Annotated in this window: 13 protein-coding genes; 4 read left to right on the forward strand and 9 right to left on the reverse strand. The window is 72.9% G+C overall.

The window, feature by feature from the left end:
• Positions 1–65 precede the first annotated feature (65 nt).
• From QIS96_RS14320 to QIS96_RS14330, 3 genes are all read right to left on the reverse strand, one after another.
• Positions 66–830 (reverse strand): hypothetical protein, encoded by a 765-nt coding sequence (locus tag QIS96_RS14320; protein ID WP_282542933.1) that lies wholly within the window; start codon positions 828–830, stop codon positions 66–68.
• 165 nt (positions 831–995) lie between these two features.
• Entirely contained in the window at positions 996–1,907 is a 912-nt protein-coding gene (locus tag QIS96_RS14325) for a fructosamine kinase family protein (protein ID WP_408907184.1), read from the reverse strand.
• Positions 1,908–2,461: 554 nt separating this feature from the next.
• Complete coding sequence (locus QIS96_RS14330) at positions 2,462–3,037, reverse strand: TetR/AcrR family transcriptional regulator (RefSeq protein ID WP_282542934.1); 576 nt, start codon at positions 3,035–3,037, stop codon at positions 2,462–2,464.
• A gap of 309 nt (positions 3,038–3,346) precedes the next feature.
• Here QIS96_RS14330 and QIS96_RS14335 point away from each other — a divergent pair, with 309 nt between their 5' ends.
• Positions 3,347–4,297 carry a winged helix-turn-helix domain-containing protein gene (locus QIS96_RS14335; protein WP_282543046.1) on the forward strand — a complete coding sequence of 317 codons (951 nt, stop codon included), beginning with the start codon at positions 3,347–3,349 and terminating at the stop codon, positions 4,295–4,297.
• A 12-nt stretch (positions 4,298–4,309) separates the two neighbouring features.
• On the opposite strand, the gene QIS96_RS14340 is transcribed toward QIS96_RS14335, so the two are convergent.
• The 3 genes from QIS96_RS14340 to QIS96_RS14350 all read right to left on the reverse strand — a co-directional run bounded on the left by QIS96_RS14340 (position 4,310) and on the right by QIS96_RS14350 (position 6,735).
• Complete coding sequence (locus QIS96_RS14340; protein ID WP_282542935.1) at positions 4,310–4,678, reverse strand: deoxyxylulose-5-phosphate synthase; 369 nt, start codon at positions 4,676–4,678, stop codon at positions 4,310–4,312.
• Positions 4,679–4,756: 78 nt separating this feature from the next.
• Entirely contained in the window at positions 4,757–5,839 is a 1,083-nt protein-coding gene (locus tag QIS96_RS14345; RefSeq protein ID WP_282542936.1) for an ABC-2 transporter permease, read from the reverse strand.
• A 77-nt stretch (positions 5,840–5,916) separates the two neighbouring features.
• Positions 5,917–6,735 carry a dienelactone hydrolase family protein gene (locus QIS96_RS14350; protein ID WP_282542937.1) on the reverse strand — a complete coding sequence of 273 codons (819 nt, stop codon included), beginning with the start codon at positions 6,733–6,735 and terminating at the stop codon, positions 5,917–5,919.
• 373 nt (positions 6,736–7,108) lie between these two features.
• Here QIS96_RS14350 and QIS96_RS14355 point away from each other — a divergent pair, with 373 nt between their 5' ends.
• The gene (locus QIS96_RS14355; RefSeq protein ID WP_282542938.1) at positions 7,109–7,951 is read left to right on the forward strand and encodes a L,D-transpeptidase; all 843 of its coding nucleotides are present in this window, start codon (positions 7,109–7,111) and stop codon (positions 7,949–7,951) included.
• Positions 7,952–8,034: 83 nt separating this feature from the next.
• Here the strand turns inward: QIS96_RS14355 and QIS96_RS14360 are convergent, their stop codons facing one another.
• The 3 genes from QIS96_RS14360 to QIS96_RS14370 all read right to left on the reverse strand — a co-directional run bounded on the left by QIS96_RS14360 (position 8,035) and on the right by QIS96_RS14370 (position 11,662).
• The gene (locus tag QIS96_RS14360; RefSeq protein WP_282542939.1) at positions 8,035–8,976 is read right to left on the reverse strand and encodes a choice-of-anchor P family protein; all 942 of its coding nucleotides are present in this window, start codon (positions 8,974–8,976) and stop codon (positions 8,035–8,037) included.
• 330 nt (positions 8,977–9,306) lie between these two features.
• Complete coding sequence (locus tag QIS96_RS14365) at positions 9,307–10,929, reverse strand: amidohydrolase (RefSeq protein ID WP_282542940.1); 1,623 nt, start codon at positions 10,927–10,929, stop codon at positions 9,307–9,309.
• A 67-nt stretch (positions 10,930–10,996) separates the two neighbouring features.
• Positions 10,997–11,662, reverse strand: coding sequence for a TetR/AcrR family transcriptional regulator (locus QIS96_RS14370; protein WP_282542941.1), 666 nt, complete (start codon positions 11,660–11,662; stop codon positions 10,997–10,999).
• A 68-nt stretch (positions 11,663–11,730) separates the two neighbouring features.
• On the opposite strand from QIS96_RS14370, the gene QIS96_RS14375 reads away from it, so the two are divergent.
• Together QIS96_RS14375 and QIS96_RS14380 are read left to right on the forward strand one after the other, a co-directional pair.
• A complete protein-coding gene (locus QIS96_RS14375; RefSeq protein WP_282542942.1) occupies positions 11,731–13,182 on the forward strand; it encodes a purine-cytosine permease family protein in 1,452 nt (483 codons plus the stop codon).
• Between the two features lie 253 nt (positions 13,183–13,435).
• Positions 13,436–15,538, forward strand: a complete 2,103-nt coding sequence (locus QIS96_RS14380) for a SpoIIE family protein phosphatase (protein WP_282542943.1) — start codon at positions 13,436–13,438, stop codon at positions 15,536–15,538.
• Positions 15,539–15,562: the final 24 nt, after the last annotated feature.

Raw genomic sequence — 15,562 nt, forward strand, 5'->3', positions numbered from 1 at the left:
TCCTCTGTTCGCCTGCCGTCCCGCAGTGGAGGATACGGCGCTGCGGCCCGCAGTCCCGTTCCGCGTCACCCGGGATCGGCCGCGGGGGCCGGCGCGGGCGTCGGTATCGGGCTGGGGCGCAGCGCGGCGCGCGTCACGTCGGCGGCCAGCTCCACGACGTCCGGGCCGTACGCCTCCGGGTTCACGACCTTCAGGAGCAGGCAGAACGGGCCGTCGCCGTACTTCCGCGTCAGCCGGGTGTGGTTGCGCGCGAGGTAGCGCACCGCCGCGTGGTTGGTGTTGGAGTGCTGCCCGGAGGCGAGGAAAACGGGGCGGGCGTCCGGCGCGGACCGGCCTCCGGTGAGCCGGGCGAGCAGGACGTGCTCGCTGACGCCGCGCTCCCAGCGGTAGGCCTGCCCGCCCACCCGTATCGCACCCCGGTCGGGGCCCGGCTCGGCGCTCGTGTCGACCTCGACGCCGGGCAGCAGCGTGCGCAGATGCGCCGCCATCCGCTGGTTGGACACGGGGCCGCCGATGCAGAACTCCGTACGCTCGCCGAAGCCCTGCTGCATTGCGTCGTGCGCGACGATCTGCGCCTTGGCCCCGCAATCCTTGATCAACGCGTACAGCTCGAGGAGCGCGAACACGTCCCGCCGCGCCACCGTCCAACTCCCGCTGCCCGCCGACTCGTTCACGACGAGCAGGCACTCGGCGTTCTCCGGCAGCCCGAAGAACCGCTGCTTGCGCCGGAGTCTGCGCCGCCACAGGTACGTACGCGCGAACCAGCCGATCGCCGTGGCGACCCCGGTGGCGATCACGCCGAGGACGATGTTGCGTACGTCGTCGTTCATGCGTACGACACTATCGGCCGCCACTGACAACGCGCCCCGGGCGGACGCGTACGGGCAAAGGGAGCCGCGGGCAAGGAAGTTGAGGGCGCGCGCCGGGGCTGGGGGCGGGCGAGTTGCGGCCTGGCCGCCTGGCCGCCCGGCCGCCCGGACCCCGCGCGCCGCCGCTCACTCGCGGAGCGCCGACTCCGCTGCGGCCAGGGCCTGTTCCGCGTAGCCGCGCCCGAACAGCACGGCGTGCACGAGCAGTGGGAACAGCTGATGCAGGCCGATCCGCTCCCGGTGCCCGGCGGCGAGCGGCGCGACCTCCGCGTAGCCGTCGAGGATCCGGTCGAGCTGCGGGCAGCCGAAGAGGTGCAGCATCGCCAGGTCGGTCTCGCGGTGCCCGCCGTGCGCGGCCGGGTCGATCAGCCAGGCCTCGCCGTCCGAGTCCCACAGCACGTTGCCGCTCCACAGGTCGCCGTGCAGCCGCGCCGCCGGATCGGCGGGGCCCGCGAGTCGAGGCAGCCGCTCGCAGACCCGCTCCACCACGCGTGCCTCGCCGGGCTGCAGAGTCCCGGCGTCGACCGCGCGCCGCAGATACGGCGCCACGCGCTGCTCCGCGTACCAGGCGGGCCAGTCGCCGCCCGTGACGTTGCGCATCGGAGCCGAGCCGATCCACGCGTCCACGGGCCCGCCCGGCGGCGGCGCGCCGAACGCCTCCGCGCCCGAGGCGTGCAGCGCGGCCAGGGCACGCCCGAAACGCATCGCTCCCGCCGCGCTCGCACGCCCCGTCGGCACGCGGTCGAGCACAAGCCAGTCCGCGTCGTACCCGTGCACCGCAGGGACGCGGACGCTTCCCGCATCCGCGAGCCAGGCGAGCCCCGCCGCCTCGGCGGCCACGGCCCCCGGTCCCGAGGCACGCTTCACGATCACGGACTGCCCGCCGTCCAGGGCGACTTCGGCCAGCGCGGCCGACAGCGGCCGCACCCCGGCCACGGAACGCCCGGTGAGCCGCGCGGCGACGACGCCCGGCGACTCGACACGGCTGGGACGGCTGGGACTGCTCTGATCGCTGTGACGGCTGTCGTACATGGACATGCGGCAGTTGTACGCCGACACGGCCCCGCCGTCAGCACACCCCCCCAGTCATGCCCTCAACCACCCTTCGGCGCCAGGTCTTTCGGACCCGCCCGAAACACCTGGCATCCTGCGAAACCCTGCCGGGACACTCGGCCTTGCTAGGGCCTGATCCAAACGACAGGCCCTAGGCCCGTGCGGCCGCAAGCAGCGTGAAGCAACATGAATCGGGGGACTCATGGCGAACGCGGCACTCGTCCACAGGGCGGCCGTCCACTCCACTCCGGGCGCGCAGCACACAGCCGGAGCCGGACGGACGGCGAGAGGCACGCACGGCCGACGCGCGGCGCACCGGGACCCGCACCTCTGACGGGGCGGAGGCGGCGGGGCCCGCGCCACGCGCCGCACCGGGGCCGGTCAGGGTCGGCCCCGGCGCCGGGGGCGGCTCCCGGCACGGCTGGGGGGCCGTGCCGGGGCGCGGCCTGCCGGGTGCGCTGCCGAGCGGTGGGGGAGTGCGCAGCGGGGCGCGCGCGTCGAATCGGGCCGGCGGCCGGAACGGTCCCGCCGCGACCGGGTCAGTCCCGCAGGGCCGCGGCGAGCACGGTCTGCGCGGCCTCGCGTGCGTGCCGTGCGGCGTCCGTGTCGCCGGTGAAGGTGGCCAACGCCATCGCGCCGTCGAACAGCACCGCCAACTGCGCGCCCACCGCGTCCGGATGCCGTACCTCGGTCCGCGCCACGAGCCCCGTCACCAGCTCGCGCAGGCTCTGCTTGTGGGCCTGCACGGCGCTCACCACGACGGGTGCGGCAGCGCCCGCCTCGCCGAACGCGCCCGCGAACACGCAGCCGTGGAAGCCGGGTTGGCGGAACCAGTCGTCCAGGAAGTCGAAGACGGAGAGGACCCGCTCCACCGGGTCGTCGGACTTCTCGGCCCGGTCGGCGAGGGCGGAGCGCGCGATCACGTCGCGCCGCTCCAGGCAGGCGGCGAGCAGCGCGTCCTTGGACGGGAACATGCCGTAGAGCTTCTTCAGCGGCACCCCGGCCTCGGACCGGATGCGCTGCATCGTCACCGCGTGCACGCCGTACGTGAAGAAGAGCTCGTCGGCGACCGCCACGACATGGGCGAGCGGTTCGTCATCCACCAGGCTGTCCATGTGCTGCAGAGCCCTTCCGGAACGTGGGTTCCACGCCCCGGAGCGGAGCGAGAACCACCATTCTCGCCCGTCCGGAAGGGCCCTGTCCATGGGGTGTGAGCAGGTCGGCGCAGGGCGTGCGGGCGGTCGCCCGGAGTGGCCCGAATGCGCCGGTACTGCCCCTTGCGCCCCGTTCGACATCTTGAGAACCATGGTTTCTCGTCACTACAGTCGCGACAGGAGAACGGCCGTTCTCCCGATGTGCGGGGCGCATCGGGGCGAAGGGCCGCTCGAGAACTTCGGGGGACTTCGGGGGAAGTCGTGCTGCGAATGCACTTCAGCGCCGGTGACCTGGCGCGCACCAGGATCGCGGACGGGCCGGACCCGCTCTGGGAGACCGTCCTGAGCATGCAACAACTCCATGAGCAGCGGCCGGAACCGCTGCTCGACGCCTGGCGGCGCAGAGCCTGCAGCCGCGGCCGGTCCGCGTCGCGGATCCTCGCGCCGCTGATGCCGAAGCGCGGCTACTTCCCGGACTTCCTCACGCCCGCGGCGGCCGCCGGCGGCCTTGAGGAGGGCATCGACGCCGTACTGAGCACCCCGCGCCGGCAGCTGCGCGGCGAGGTCGGGATGCTCGCGGACGCCAACTCCCTGCCGTCCTGGGCCCGTTCACTCGCCGACGGCGACACGGACACGCTGCAGCGGCTCGGCACGGCACTGCGCCAGTACCACGCGTCCGTGCTCGGCCCCGCCTGGCCGGACATCGCCGCCCGCGTCGCGCGCGACCGGCTGCACCGCACGGGAACGCAGGTCCGCGGCGACACGGACGCGATGCTGCGCACCTTCGCCCCGATGCTCAGCTGGCAGCCGCCCGTGCTGTGCGCCGACTACCCGGTGGACCGCGACATGTACCTGGAAGGCCGCGGACTCCTCCTCGTGCCCTCGTACTTCTGCCGCCGCACGCCCGTCGCGCTGCTCAACGAGACGCTGCTGCCCGTCCTCGTCTACCCGGCCAGGGCGCCGCGGCCCGAGCAGCAGCTCTCGCCCTGCGGGAGGCTCGCGCCGCTCCTCGGGCACACCCGCGCCGCCGTCCTGCAGACCCTCCAAGAGCCGTGTACCACCAGCGAGTTGGCGCAGTACGCGGGGGTCTCGCTCTCCTCGGCCAGCGAACACGCCGCCGTGCTGCGCGGAGCGGGCCTGATCGTCAGCACCAGAGAACGCCACCGTGTGCGCCACACCCTGACGCCCCTGGGCATGGACCTGCTCACCGGGCCCGGCTGAGGCGCGCGGCCGTCAGAGCGCGGGGTGCGTGAGGGCGCGCGCCACGGGGACGTCGTAGCGGCGTGCGTGGGCGAGGCTCTGCCGCACCTCGCGCAGTGAGCGCGGCCGGTGGCCGGGGCCGCCGCAGCAACTCTTGTGGAAGCCCACCCCCGCGTTCAGGAGCACCGTGAGCGTCCGCCAGGCCGCGCGGTCCCGCCGCGGCGGCGCTGCGAAGGCCGACCCGGCGTGCAGCATCGGCCCGGCGCAGCGCGGACAACTCCGTTGCCTGGCCCGGTCGTAGGGCTGCTTGAACGAGACACGGCACGGCAGGCAGACGTAGTGCGTCTTGCCGCTGGGCGGCCGCTCGCGGGCAGGGCCGGGCTGGGTGGTGGCGGGGGACATGGCGTCACGGTAACCGCCCGGCAGCGGCGGGCGCGACGGGATTTCACGGCCGCCCGCAGAAGCCGGCGCCCCCGCGTCTCACTCCGCGGCATGCGCGGGTGCGGCGGGCCGCCCGCCCGGGTGCCGGTGGCGCCAGAACCAGAACACTCCGCTCGACAGCAGCGCCCACCCGGCGAGCACCAGGAAAGGGAACGCATGCTGGTGCCCGCCGAAGTACACCGCCGTGTGCTGCGCGTTCACCGACGCGCCCGGCGGCAGCCACTGCCCGATGTGCCCGAGCAGCGACGGCAGCAGCGGCCAGGAGACCGCACCGCCCGACGACGGGTTGCCGAGGAGCACCATCAGCCCCCAGGTCGGCAGCATCGCCCAGCGCCCGAAGAGGGTGTTGAACATGGTGAACACCATCCCCGAGGCGAACAGCGTCAGCGCGAGGATCAGCCACGACTCCACGAACGGCAGGTCGACCGCCCCCAGCCACCAGTCCACCACCGCCGCGATGGAGAACCCGCCGAGCAGCGCGTACGCCACCGTGTACGCGATGCGCTCCAGCGGATTGAGGCTCCGCGCGTGCACGGACAGCTGGATCGCCCCGACGAAGCCGATGATCACGGCCGCGAGCGAGATGTAGAAGATCGCCAGGCCGCGCGGGTCGCCCGGCTGCATCGGCTTGACGTCCCGCACCGTGACCGGAATCCGCAGCTTCTCGCCCACCGACTCGCCCGCCTCGGCGAGCAGTTGGGCCACCGAGGCCCCCGAGGCCCCGGACACGGAGAGGGTCACGCGGTCCTGCCCGTGCACGTCCAGGATCGCGAACGCCCGCTGCTCGTCCACCGACTCCTTCGCCTCCGCGTAGGTGTCGTACGGCTTCAGGGCGAGCGTCGCGTCCAGGGCCTTCTCCATGCCGTCCACGAAGGCCCGCCCGCGCTCCGAGTCGTGCGCGCCGACCACGGCGGCGGGCACATGCCGGGGCGTCGGGTCGGCCATCGAGTACGTGTAGCTGCCCGCGAACAGCCCGGCGGCCGCGGCGAGGATGAACACGAGGACCGTCGCGGGCAGGAACGGCGACTCCTTGAACGCCTCCCACCGCTCCCGGCGTGAGGGCGGCCGGCCGTGCGCTCCGTGCGGAGGATGGGGGCGCTGCGCGTCGCTCGGCTCGTCCATGACCTCACGTTAAGCAGCCCCGCGCGAACGCCCCTACCGGTGAGGGCCCGTACGGGGAGCGCGGCCGGAAGGCGACCTCAGGGCAGCAGTCGCGTACGGAACAGGTCGAGCACCCCGTCGAGGGCCGCGCGCGTCGGCTGCCCTGGCTCGTCGATCAGGTGCTCCGTGAGCACGGCGTGCGGGGCCTGCACGCCGTCCGGGTTGGCGTCGGCGTCGTCCAGCTCGACGGCCACGAACGCGTTGCCGAGCTCGCGGCGGAGGAACGCGAACCGCTCGTCGGGCACGAAGCGGTCGCCGCGGAACCGCAGTCCGTGCACCTGGAGCCCCTCGCGTGCACAGCGGTCCTTGACCTTGGCGAGGTCGGCGGGGGAGATGTCGATCCCGGCGGCGCGGCGACCGCCCACCGGAAGCGGCAGTGACGGCTGCGAGAGGACCGGTGCGAGCATCCGCTCGTCGACCGCCATGGCCAGGGCGAACCCGCCGGTGAAGCACATCCCCACCGCGCCCACGCCGGGCCCGCCGCACCGCTCGTGCTCGTACGCGGCGAGAGCCCGCAGCCAGTCCACGACCGGGGAGCTGCGGCCGACCGCGAACGCCGTGAACTCCCGGCTCACGCAGACCCGCAGGATGCTCGACGCCAGATACGCCCCGGCCTTCAGCTTGCCGTGCGCGTCCGGGTGCGGGTCCCGCCCCGGCGTGCCGAAGAGGACGGGCAGCACCGCCGTGCACCCGATCGCGGCCACGCGCTCGGCGAAGGCGAGGACCTTGGGTGTGATGCCGGGGATCTCGGCGATGACGACGACGGCCGGACCACTGCCGCGCCGCAGCACGCCATGGGTGGCCCCGCCGTGCGTGAACGAGCCCCGCTCGAACCCCGACAGGTCGTGGTCGGCCATCGTGGCGCCTCCCCATCTTCCTTGCAGACAACGGCAGTTGGGCCCGCGCGAGCGCGGACGGCATTGAGCATGCCACCCGGCCGACGCACACCGCGCGGCGCCCCGGCCCGTCTTCTTCGGGCTCCGTCGGGGTACGGCCGAACTGGCCCGCCGCGACGCCCCGTTCACCGCATCAGGAGGCCCGTCGCGCCCTCACGGGCCCTCAGGGGCGCGCGCACGCATGCGAAGTGCCGAAAGCCCCGCAACGACACAGGTGAACTGTGGGCCCGATCCGCTCGGCCATGCGGAGCAGTTGCCCGGCGGACCCAGCCCGCCCGGCCTAGAACCGATGCAGAGTCACATTTCCCATTCCCTCTCGCAGGGAGAAAGGGCGGTGCGCGTCGTGTCGTCGCGTCTGTCTTTCGCCGCAGGCCTCGCCTGCTCCGCGGTCCTGGCCGGTCAGTTACTGGCCTCCTCGCCGGCCCTCGCTCAGGAGGGCCCGCCCGGAAGCGCCCCGGAGAAGCCCTGCAACGCCACGTCCGGCGCCTACCAGTGGCAGCTGGAGAAGAAGCTCGGGCTGCCGCGCGACGGCGTCCAGAGCACCGAGGACTGCATCGCCATCCGCAACCTCCAGAAGCGCCTCGGCATCAAGCCCGCCGACGGCAAGGCGACGCTGAAGACGTACCGGATGCTCCTCGTCCACGAGGTCAGGAAGAACCCCAACGCCGACGGCAAGTGCCCGGTCCGCACGTACCGCGTCACCTGTGTGGACCTGAACCGGCAGATCCTGTGGGTGCAGAAGAGCAAGAAGGTCGTCTTCGCGCCCGTCCCGATCCGCAGCGGCAAGGACGGCTACGAGACCCGGCGCGGCTGGCACAAGATCTACCTGAAGCGCGCCCGGCACTTCTCGACGCTCTACGACAACGCCCCCATGCCGCACTCGCAGTTCTTCAACGGCGGACAGGCCTTCCACGGCACCTACAACGACCTGTTCAAGTCGGGCTCGCACGGCTGCGTCAACATGTACGCGGCCGACGCGAAGCGGCTGTTCGACCTCCTCAAGGTCGGCGACCGCGTGTACGTCTGGGGCACCAAGCCCGGCACCGGCAAGCGCAACGGCACCTACACGGACGACGTGCTGATCGCCCAGGGCTTCGGCTCGTTCGGCATCGCCCAGGACCCGGCGGCCGACCGGCCGCCGACGGCCGCGGAGCTGGACGCGGCCCTGCGGGAATGACCGCGCACGACAGCTGAACAACACAAAAGGCGGGCGGGGCGGCTGATCAGCCGCCCCGCCCGCCCCGTTCAGGGGATCAGGCGTCAGCCCTTCTTCTTCCCGTTCTCCTCCGGGATCACGAAGCGGACCCAGCGGTGGTTGTCATTGACGTCGATGTTGTCCTTGCAGCGCGGCTTCGGCATCTTGTAGCCGTCGGGAACGTCCGTCACGCAGACCTCGTACTGGCCGTTCGCCAGGTTCGGGAACGTGCAGCTGCCGTTCTCGCCACCGGTGCACGACGGGGCGGCGACGCGCGCGCCGTCCTCCCGCAGCTCGAAGGCGACGCCGCCGAGGCGGTCGCCGTTCTCGTCGACCGCGACGTTGGTGATCGCGCCCTCATCGGCCGTGCCCGCCTTACAGGTGGCCGAGGCGATGACGACGTCACCGGCGAGATGGGTCGGCGAGGCCACCTTGATGTGCATCGCGTTGACGGTCAGGGAGCCGTCGGGGTTCGTGATCTGCTCGTTGAGCACGACGGAGCCCAGACCGCCGGGCAGGGTCACGTCCGTGTTCGGGGCCGGGTTGGCCGGGAACGTCACGTCGCCGATGCTGAGCGGGGTGGTGGCCGCACCGTTCGTGACGGTCGCCGAGCCGGTCGGGTCCGAGCCGGGCTTGGCGTCACAGGTCGCGGTGACGGCGTCGGCCCCGACGGTGGCAGCGTCCAGGTTCAGACTGGCCTGGGCCGTCCGCGCCGTCGACTGAGTGACGCCAGTGGTGGAGTCGCCGGTCGCCGTGGTGCTGAGGGCGTTGACGGAGCCCATGCCCCCGAGCGCGAGCGTGGCCAGGTCGGCCGACGGCGGGCCGCCGGGGTACGCGGACTTGGCGGTCTCGGGGATGTCGACCACTGTGCCGAGCGTCGCCGCGGCGCCGTAGGCCGAGCTCTCGCCCGCGGCGGCGTGCGCCGTGCCGGCTGTCGTGGCGACGAGGGATGCGGCGAAGGCGACGCCGAGTGCGGCCCGACCGACACCCATCTTGACTGAGGCCATGAGTTTCCCTTCATGAAGAGCAGGAGAGCGCGGGCTGTCCCGGGCCGGTTCGGCGACGGGGTGGACTCGCGCATTCCTGAACGTCGGACACGGCGTCCGACGTCGGCCACTGCTACCCGCTCGAAGGGGATTGTCTATCCGGTATGCGGTCAAATGGTGTTGTTATTCACCTCACTGGCGATATCGGACTCGGCATCGGCTCACGCGTCCGCTATTGCCGGTCGTGAGCGCAGCAGGCCGGACCGGTGCACCGCCTCCCGCAGGAGTGACCCGACGGAACCCGGACATCGCCCGAACTCCCCGGATCGGGTGGGGAGTTCGGGCGGCGGTTCAGACCGTGTCGGCCCGGTGCGTCGGCCGGCCGTCCAGGACCGTGAGGAGCACCGGCAGTTCCGGCAGGTCCGTGGCGGCGGTGGTCAGCGGGCTCTCCGCGAACACCGTGAGGTCGGCGCGGTGGCCGACGGCGAGCTGCCCGGCCCGGTCCTCCTCGCCCGCCGCGTACGCCGCGTTGACCGTCATGGCGCGCAGCGACTCCAGGGCGGTGAGGGCCTGTTCGGGTCCGTGCGGCGGCTGCGTCAGGTCGCGGCTCGGGCGGCGGTGCCGGGCGCCCGCCATCACCTGCAGCGGCGGGTACGGGGCGATCGGCCAGTCCGAGCCGAGCACCACCGTGGCCCCCGAGTCCCACAGGTCGCGGCAGCGCCAGGCGCGCGCCGCCCGTTCCTCGCCGAGCCGCCGCGACCAGTTGTCGGTGTGGTCGGCCCGCGTGAAGTCGCAGCAGTGCGTGGGCTGCATCGACGCGACGACGCCGAGCTCGGCGAAGCGCCGCAGGGTGTCGTCCGGCACGGTCTCGATGTGCTCGACCCGATGCCGTACGCCACTGGCCGGGCCGCCGCCCGCGAGCGCCACCGCGTCGAGGGTGTGCCGCACGGCGGCGTCGCCGATGGCGTGGGTGGCGGTGGGCACGCCGGCCCGGTGCAGCTCGGCGATGACGCGGGTGTACGCCTCGGGCTCGGGCCAGAAGGCGAGCGTCGACTCGCCGTGGCAGTCCGGGTGCTCCAGCCAGGCCGTGCCGTTGTCGATGGTGCCGTCCATGAACAGCTTCACGCCGTCCACCTGCCACAGCGCACCGCCGAGGCCCTGCTGCTCGATGAGGGCGCGCAGCCCGTACGGGCTCACGCCCGGCTGGCACCAGGGGGAGACCCGCAGCCGCAGCGGGAGTTCGCCCGCGACCTCTAGCTGGCTGTAGAACGCCAGGCTGTCGCCGGCCGCGTCCATCGCGTGTCCGCCGGTCAGGCCCGAGGCGGCCATCTCCCGCAGGACGGCGGCGAGTCGGGCCCGCCGCTTCGCCCGCGTGGGCTGTGGCGCGGCGCGCTCGACCAGCTCGCACGCCGCGTCCTCCAGGAGCAGTCCGGTGGGGCGGCCGGACGCGTCGCAGACGACCTCGGCGGCCTGGTCGAAGGTGCGCGGGCCGTGGACGCCCGCGAGTTCCAGGGCGCGCGGGCTCGCCAGCATCGAGTGGGCGTCGAAGAGCTGGAGCAGCGCGGGCACCCCGTCGAGCACGGGGCCGAGCGCGGCCGACTCCACGGGCCGGTCCCCGAACACGTTCGGGTCGAGCCCCCAGCCGCGCAGCCACTCCCCGCGGCCGAGGTCCCGCACCGCGAGCGCGAGCGCCTCCCGTACGGCGTCGAGGTCGGTGCAGCCCGAGAGGTCGAGGCCCTGGGTCAGGTCCGCGCCGGAGACGGGGTGCAGGTGCCCGTCGACGAGGCCGGGCGTGACGACGGCGCCGCCCAGGTCGAGCACTTCGGTCGAGGCGTCGGCGAGCTCCCGGATCTCCCGGTCGTCGCCGAGCGCGGCGATCCGCCCGTCGGACACGGCGAGCGCGGTCTGCGGCAGCAGCCCACCGGTCAGCGGGTCGAGCAGGCGGGCGGAGAGCAGGACGAGGGGAGTGCGCACGAAAACTCCAGGTCGAGGCGCGGGGAAGCCGCGCGGTCAAGGGTAGGGGGGGATGTACGTACACGACCTAGGAGCGAGCCAGGTCGGCCTCGGTCATGGTGTCCGCGAGGTCGCTCAACGTGCCGCTCTCCAGGCCGAGTTCACGCTCGGCCGTCGTCACGGCCATCGACGTCACGGCCTTGGGGCGGTCCACGGTGCCGGTGTTGGCGTGCGCGCCGAGTCCGTCGAGCACGACCAGGATGTGAATGGCCGTCAGAAGCGGGTTGTCGGTGCGGAATCCGTCGTCCCGCACGCCGTCCCCGATGACCGAGGCGAACCGCTCGCGCCAGGCGGCCTCCTGCACCTCGACCCGCTCGCGCAGCGCCGGCCGGTAGCGGCTCAGATGCCGCGCGTTGATCCAGAGCCGGGAGACGTCGTCGTATGCGGAACCGGTCGCGAGCGCGAAGAAACGGGCCAGGTAGTGGGCGGGGGAGCCCTCGGAACGCTGGTCCGGCAGGAGGGCGTCGAGCTCGCGCCCCGCGGCCCGCCCGAAGGCCTCGGCCACCAGTTCCTCGGCCGACGGGAAGTAGTGGCTGATGAGCCCCGGACGTACGTCGAGGTCGTCGGCGATCCGGCGGAGGGTGATCGATTCGAGCCCCTCGGCCAGGGCCACGTGGGCGGCTGCGTCGACGATTTCCGCACGTCGGGCGGCAGGAGATTTTCTGACTCGCTTGCGCTGAACGCTTGACGGCATACCCCGAATACTATTGAGTACCCGACCAATAAGCAAGCAGGTGGGTAGTACGAGCACCCGGAGGGGCCATGGCGTCCACACTTCCCGAACCACAGCCGACCGCGAGCGAGGCCGCTGATCCACCGAGAACCGAGCGCGCCACGCACGTCGAGGCGCACGGCATCGACCACATTCCCGAGGGCGAACGCTACGGCCGGCCACGGCAGTTGTTCTCCGTCTGGGCCGCCGGCGGCGTGACCTATCTGAGCCTTGTGGTCGGCGGCGCTCTCGTCCTCATGGGCCTGAACATCTGGCAGGCCCTCGCGGCGATCGTCGTGGGCAACCTCTTCTGGCTGCTCACCGGATTCCTCGCCGTCTCGGGGCCCGCGGCGGGCGCGCCCAGCGAGGTCATCACCCGCGCCCTCTACGGCGTCCGCGGCAACCGCGTGAACAACGCCGTCACCGGCTGGACGATCTCCGTCTGCTACTTCGCGCTGAACCTGGCCGCCGCCGCGACCGCCGGCTTCGCGCTCGTCGAGTGGGCCGGCATCCGGGCCACGACCGGCGTGCAGATCGCCGTCGTGATCGCCATCGCCGTCCTCACGCTCACCATCAGCGTCTACGGCCACGCCATGATCATGAAGCTCTACCTGCCGATCACCCTGGCCCTCACCGCCGTGTTCGCCGCCGTCGCCATCGCCGTCGTCCAGCACACCGACTTCTCGTACGCCCCCGCCGAACCGCTCACCGGCACACAGCTGTGGGCCGTGCTGCTCGCCGGCGTCACCCTCATCGCCTCCGGCCCGCTCTCGTACACCACCAGCGCGGACTTCTCCCGCTACCTGCCGCGCACCAGCTCCGCCAAGGCCGTGCTCGGCTGGACCGCGCTCGGCGCGTTCGTGCCCGGCGTACTCGTGTCCGGGCTCGGCGCGATGGCCGCCACCACCCTCGACATGAGCGACCCGCAGACCGCCCTCGAATCGATCCTGCCGAACTGGTTCTCGCCCGTCTTCCTCATCGCCCTCGTCCTCGGCACCATCGCCATCAACGCCCTGACCGCCTACAGCGCGGGCCTCGCCCTGCAGGCCGTCGGCATCCGCATCCGCCGCTCGTACAGCGTCGTCGTCGACGGCGCGGCCGCCGTCTCCCTCACCCTCTACGCACTGCTCGTCTCCAACTTCCTCGACACCGTCAGCAACGTCCTGCAGCTCACGGTCGTCCTGCTCGGCCCGAGCATGTCGATCTACGCCGCCGACATCGCGCTGCGCCGCAACCGGTACGACGGCCCCGCCCTCACCGACGAGTCCCGGCAGAGCCCCTTCTGGTACCACGGCGGCGTCAACTGGGCCGGCGCCTGCGCCCTGGCCGGCGGCGTCACCGCGTCCGCCCTCAGCGTCAACACCGTCTACACCGGGCCGATAGCCGAGGCCCTCGACGGCATCGACCTCGCCCTGCCCGCCGGCCTCGTCGTCTCGCCACTCCTCTATGTCCTCCTGATGCGCACCCCGCTCGGCGGCCAGGGCCCCCTCGGCCGGGCCTGACCGACCCGCACTCCCGGACCGGCCGGCGGGGTCCGCCGACACCCCCGCCGACCGGCCCGCACCACGCCCCGCACCGCTCCCGCGCCTCCCACCGGCGGCTCCGCCCGACTTCCCGTACGCGAATGGCGACACCCCCACCCGATGGGGATGATGGAGAGATCTTCGGCCGCGTCGGAGGGCAGACAGAACACGCGACCTCGGGGGAGACTCGGGAGGCCAGGTGCGGCGGCCGACGGGAGAAGGGAGCGCACCGATGAGCGCTGCGGACGCGCTGCCTTCCGGCCTCGACCCCGAAGACCTCGACCCACTCCTGGAACCCGGGGGCCTCCTCGACGTGCTCGGCGTCGCCGCCGTCGTCCTCGACTCCGACGGCCGCATCGCCCTGTGGAGCCCCCAGGCCGAGACCCTCTTCGGCTACACCGCCGCCGAGGCCCTCGGCCGCCCCGCCGCCCGCATCCTCGTCGACGAGGACCACCTCGACCTGGTCCTCTCCCTCTTCACCGAGGTCATGGCCAGCGGCGAACCCTGGGCCGGCGTCTTTCCCGTACGCCACAAGGACAAAGGCACCCGCCTCGCCGAGTTCCGCAACATGCGCCTGGAGGACACCGAGGGCAACATCTACGCCCTCGGGCTCGCCTCCGAACGCGCCACCCTGCAGCGCATGGAACGGGACCTGGCGCTCTCCCTCCGCCTCGTCAGCCAGTCCCCGATCGGCCTCGCCGTGATGGACACCGAGCTGCGGTACGTCATGGTCAACCCCGCCCTGGAACGCATCAACGGCATCCCCGCCGCCGAGCACCTCGGGCGCACCGTCACCGAGGCCCTGCCGTTCCTGAACGCCGAGAGCATCCTGTCCGCGATGCGCGAGGTCCTCGCCACCGGCACCCCCGCACTCGACACCTTCACCGTGGGCCGCACCCCCGCCGACCCGGACAGCGACCACGCCTGGTCCGTCTCCCTCTACCGCCTGGAGGACCCCGGCCAGGAGCGGGTCATCGGCCTCGCCGTGTCCGTCGTCGACATCACCGAACAGCACCGCTCGGCCTCCGCCGCCGCCCGCGCCCAGCGCCGCCTCGCGATGATCGCCGACGCCACCGAGCGCATCGGCACCACCCTCGACCTCGACCGCACCGCCCGCGAACTCGCCGACTGCCTCGTGCCCGAGTTCGCCGACATCGCCGCCGTGGACCTCCTCGACAGCGTCCTGAAGTTCAGCGGTCCGGCCCGGCCGCCCGCCTCCGGAGGCGCCCTGTTCCGCGCGGTCGCCGTCGCCGCCGCCCACCCGGACTTCGCCGAGCGCGCCTCCGAACCCCCGGGCCGGACCTCCCGGTACGAGTCCAGCCGCCTCGTCGCCCAGTGCGTACGGTCCGGCCGGCCCACCCTCATCGCCCACGTCAGGGAGCAGGACCTCGCCAGGATCGGCCGCGACCGCGATGTGTCCGCCCTCCTCGAAGAGGCCGGCACGCACTCGTACATGGCCATCCCGCTGAAGGCGCGCGGCACCGTCCTCGGCGCCCTCACCCTGGCCAGAACCGGCAACCCGCTGCCCTTCGACCACGACGACCTGCTGCTCGCCGGGGAACTCGCCGCCCGCGCCGCCGTCTCCATCGACAACGCCCGCGGCTACCAGCAGCAGAGCCACGCCGCGCTCTCCCTGCAGCGCCATCTGCTGCCGCACCGGCCGGCGAAGCCCCCCGGCCTCGACATCGCGTACCGCTACCAGCCCGCCACCACCGCCGGTGAGGTCGGCGGCGACTGGTTCGACGTGATCCGGCTCGCGGGCGAGCGCTCCGCCCTCGTCGTCGGCGACGTCATGGGCAGCGGCATCAACGCCGCCGCCTCCATGGGCCAACTCCGCACCGCCACCCGCACGTTGGCCGGGCTCGGGCTCGCACCCGCGGACGTCCTCACCCACCTCGACCGGATCGCGAGCGAACTCGACGAGACCCTCGCCACCTGCGTCTACGCCGAGTACGACCCGCACACCGGGCTGTGCCGCATCGCCACCGCGGGCCACCTCCCGCCCGTCAGGTGCCGCCCGGACGAGCGCCCGCAACTGCTCTCCCTGCCCAGTGGCGCGCCCCTCGGCGTGGGCGGAGTGCCGTTCGAGGCCGCCGAGTTCACCCTCACCGACGGCGACGAGCTGCTGCTCTACACCGACGGCCTGGTGGAGACCCGCGACCAGGACATCGGCGACCGTCTCACCACCCTCATCGACATCCTCGACCAGCCCCGCCGCTCCCTCGAGGAGACCTGCGACCTGCTCCTCACCCAACTCCGCCGCCACGGCGACCCGGACGACGTAGCAGTCCTCATCGCCCGCACCCACCCACTGCCTCCGGTGGACGGCAGCTGAGCCTCCACGCTTCCAGCGCACGGA

Source organism: Streptomyces cavernicola (assembly GCF_029968035.1).
Classification (GTDB): domain Bacteria; phylum Actinomycetota; class Actinomycetes; order Streptomycetales; family Streptomycetaceae; genus Streptomyces; species Streptomyces cavernicola.

Coding starts and splice junctions, on each gene's coding strand:
- QIS96_RS14320 (WP_282542933.1), bottom strand. CDS start 830: ATGAACGACGACGTACGCAACATCGTCCTCGGCGTGATCGCCACCGGG.
- QIS96_RS14325 (WP_408907184.1), bottom strand. CDS start 1,907: ATGTCCATGTACGACAGCCGTCACAGCGATCAGAGCAGTCCCAGCCGT.
- QIS96_RS14330 (WP_282542934.1), bottom strand. CDS start 3,037: ATGGACAGCCTGGTGGATGACGAACCGCTCGCCCATGTCGTGGCGGTC.
- QIS96_RS14335 (WP_282543046.1), top strand. CDS start 3,347: ATGCACTTCAGCGCCGGTGACCTGGCGCGCACCAGGATCGCGGACGGG.
- QIS96_RS14340 (WP_282542935.1), bottom strand. CDS start 4,678: ATGTCCCCCGCCACCACCCAGCCCGGCCCTGCCCGCGAGCGGCCGCCC.
- QIS96_RS14345 (WP_282542936.1), bottom strand. CDS start 5,839: ATGGACGAGCCGAGCGACGCGCAGCGCCCCCATCCTCCGCACGGAGCG.
- QIS96_RS14350 (WP_282542937.1), bottom strand. CDS start 6,735: ATGGCCGACCACGACCTGTCGGGGTTCGAGCGGGGCTCGTTCACGCAC.
- QIS96_RS14360 (WP_282542939.1), bottom strand. CDS start 8,976: ATGGCCTCAGTCAAGATGGGTGTCGGTCGGGCCGCACTCGGCGTCGCC.
- QIS96_RS14370 (WP_282542941.1), bottom strand. CDS start 11,662: ATGCCGTCAAGCGTTCAGCGCAAGCGAGTCAGAAAATCTCCTGCCGCC.
- QIS96_RS14375 (WP_282542942.1), top strand. CDS start 11,731: ATGGCGTCCACACTTCCCGAACCACAGCCGACCGCGAGCGAGGCCGCT.
- QIS96_RS14380 (WP_282542943.1), top strand. CDS start 13,436: ATGAGCGCTGCGGACGCGCTGCCTTCCGGCCTCGACCCCGAAGACCTC.